Below are 2967 nucleotides of genomic sequence, written 5' to 3' on the forward strand. Positions count from 1 at the left end.
CCGACAACAGCGGCGAGGCGCCCCGGCACGCGCCGCACGAACCACAATCTGCACGACGCCGGGCCGCGCCCACTAGGTTCGCGGGTGTGTTCACCCGGCCGACGCTGCGCCGCGAATCGCGACTGTTCGTCGTCGGTTCCGCCCTGTTCGGGGCCGGTGCCGGCGGCGTGCTCGTCCTCCCCGCCGCCACCTCCAATCTGCTCTACTTCGTGGGCTCGTGGTTCTTCACCGCGGCGGCGACGGTGCAACTGCTGCTGACGCACCGCCCGCCGACGGTGACCCGCGTGGACCGGTACGACTGGTGGTCGGCCGCGGTGCAGTGGGTCGGCACGCTCGCATTCAACGTGAGCACGGGATTCGCGCTCGTCGCCGGTCTGACGGCGACCGAGGAGCGGAATCTGGTGTGGCGCCCCGACGCTGTCGGCTCGGTGTGCTTCCTCGTCAGCAGTGCCCTGGCGGTGGTGGCCACCACCGACACCGATGCGCTGTGGGATCCGCACGCCCGCAACTGGCGCAGCACCTGGCTGAACATGCTCGGTTCGCTCGCCTTCGGTGCCGCGGCCGTCGGCGCCCACGTCGACCCGGCGGGCGCAACGTTCGCGCCGAGGCTCGCCGACGTCGGCACGTTCGTCGGGGCGCTGTGCTTCCTCGTCGCGGCGCTGTCGATGCGTCCGGCCGACCCGCCGGGCCCGCATCGAACCTGACGTCCCGGGTCTCGGCAGGAGACCGGCGCGGGTGGTCCAATGGAAACGTGGCCACGGGTGGCGACCGGGTGCGGGTCGAGGTGCTCGGCCCGATCCGCGTGCTGGACGGGGATCGTCGGGACATCACTCCCGACGGGCTGCTGCAGCGGCGCCTGCTGGCCCTGCTGGTGCTTCGGCGGGGCCGGGTGGTGCCCGCGCCCTCCGCCGTCGACGCCCTGTGGCCGTCCAGGCTGCCGGCGGATCCGGCCGCCGCCCTGCAGAACCACATGTTCCGGCTGCGTCGTGGCCTGCCCCACGGCCTGATCGAGTCCGTCGGTGAGGGCTATCGGCTCGATCCGGCCCGCGTGGAGGTCGACGCCGACCGCCTCGTCGCGGTCTCGACGGGGGGAACGACCGATGCAGCCGAGATCGAGGCCGTGCTCGCGCGCTGGCAGGGTCCCGCCTACCCGGAGCTCGACGACGTGGACGAGGCCCGCGTGGAGGCGACGCGGCTGGAGGAACTGCGGTTCCGGGCCCGCGAGGTGCGGGCCGAGGCGCGGCTCGCGCGGGGCGACACCGACGGCCTCGTTGCCGAACTGGCCGCACTGGCCGACGCGCAGCCGTCGAGGGAACGACCGCGTGGGCTTCTGATGACGGCGCTCGCGGCAACGGGACGCCGGGCCGAGGCGCTGCGCGTCTACGACGATTTCCGGCGGCTGATCGGCGACGAGCTGGGCATCGAGCCGTCGCCGGCACTGGCGGCCCACCACACGGAACTGCTCGCCGGTGCCACCGATCGGGTGTGGGCTCCGGTGGGCAGGCTGCCGGTTCCGGCGACGTCACTCGTCGGCCGGGACGCCCTCGCTGCGGAGGTGACCGGGCTGACGGAGTCGGGGCGACTGGTGACCCTGGTCGGCCCGGGTGGGGTGGGCAAGACCCGGCTGCTCCTCGAGACCGGGCACCGGCTCCGCGCCGCCCGCCCGGACCGTCCGGTGGTGCTGTGCGAGCTGGCCACCGCCGAGCCGGACTCCGCGGTCGATGTGGTCGCCGCCGCCCTGCGGATCGACGCCCGGCCCGGCACCGCACTCGCCGAGCGGGTGGCCGACGTGCTGGGCGAGACCGAGATCGTGCTGTTGCTCGACAACTGCGAGCACGTGCTCGAGCCGATCGCCGCCTTCGTCGAACGCCTGCTCGGCACATGTGCGCACGTGCGGGTCGTGGCGACGAGCCGGGAACGGCTCCGCGTCGTGGGCGAGCACGTCCGCAGGGTGCCGCCGCTGCCGTACGACGGCGAGGACGCCCCGGCCGTGCGGCTGTTCGAGGAGCGGGCGCGAGCCGTCGTCCCCGGCTTCGAGCCGGACGGGAGGGAACGTGCCTGCATCGCCGAGATCGTGCGACGCCTGGACGGGTTGCCGCTGGCGATCGAGCTGGCGGCGGCGTGCCTGCACACCCACGAGGTCGCGGAGGTCGCGGCGGGCCTGGACCACCGCTTCGAGCTGCTGGCGTCGGGGTACCGCACGACCCCACGGCACGCGTCGCTGGCCGCGGCCGTGTCGTGGTCGTTCGGGCTGCTCCCGGAGGATCTGCGGCGGACCTTCGCGGACCTGTCGGTGTTCGCGGGCTCGTTCGACGCGGCCGACGCCGCGGCGGTCTGCGGCACGGATCCCGGGACGACCGTCGCGGCGTTGACGCACCTCGTGGAGCGTTCGCTGGTGATGCGGATGCCCGGTCGCCGGTACATGCTGCTCGAGACGTTGCGGGCGTTCGGCGCCGAACAGCTCGTCCGTGCGGGCCGAGCCGACACGGTCGCGGAGCGGCACGCCCGGCACCTCGTCGACTGGGTCGACCGTGCGGATTCCCGACTGCTGCAGCCGGGTGAGCCGGTCCTGTCGCAGATCGACGCCGCCGTACCGGAGTTGCGCAGTGCGCTCGGCTGGATGCTCGACCACGACGAGATCGCCCCGGCGGGCCGACTCGTCAACGCCCTGCTGGACTACGGAATCTTCCGGTTGCGACCGGACGTACTGAACTGGGCACGGATGGTGATCGCCGCCGACGCGGAGGGACGGAGCCCGTTCGCCGCGCGCGTGCAGGTGGTGGCCGCCTACGCGGCGTGGATGTCCGGCGACGTGACCGAGACCGGCCGGCTCAGTGCCGCTGCGCTGCGTGCGGTGGAGCGGGTGAAGACCGAGCCGGCGGCCGAAGCACTGACCGTCCGCGGGAGCTACGAGTTGTTCGAAGGTCACCTGGACGCGGCCGCCGCCTGGTACCGGCGGGGCGGCCC

2 protein-coding genes are annotated in these 2967 nt (G+C 73.7%); both read left to right on the forward strand.

What is annotated here, in order from left to right; genetic code table 11:
• Positions 1-86 precede the first annotated feature (86 nt).
• Positions 87-704 (forward strand): hypothetical protein, encoded by a 618-nt coding sequence (locus tag OEY_RS0114585; protein WP_010594595.1) that lies wholly within the window; start codon positions 87-89, stop codon positions 702-704.
• A gap of 47 nt (positions 705-751) precedes the next feature.
• Positions 752-2967 (forward strand): ATP-binding protein (locus tag OEY_RS0114590; RefSeq protein ID WP_010594596.1); only part of this gene is annotated, 2216 nt, incomplete at its 3' end.

The sequence above is a fragment of the Rhodococcus sp. P14 genome, assembly GCF_000256505.1.
Lineage (GTDB): Bacteria > Actinomycetota > Actinomycetes > Mycobacteriales > Mycobacteriaceae > Rhodococcus > Rhodococcus ruber.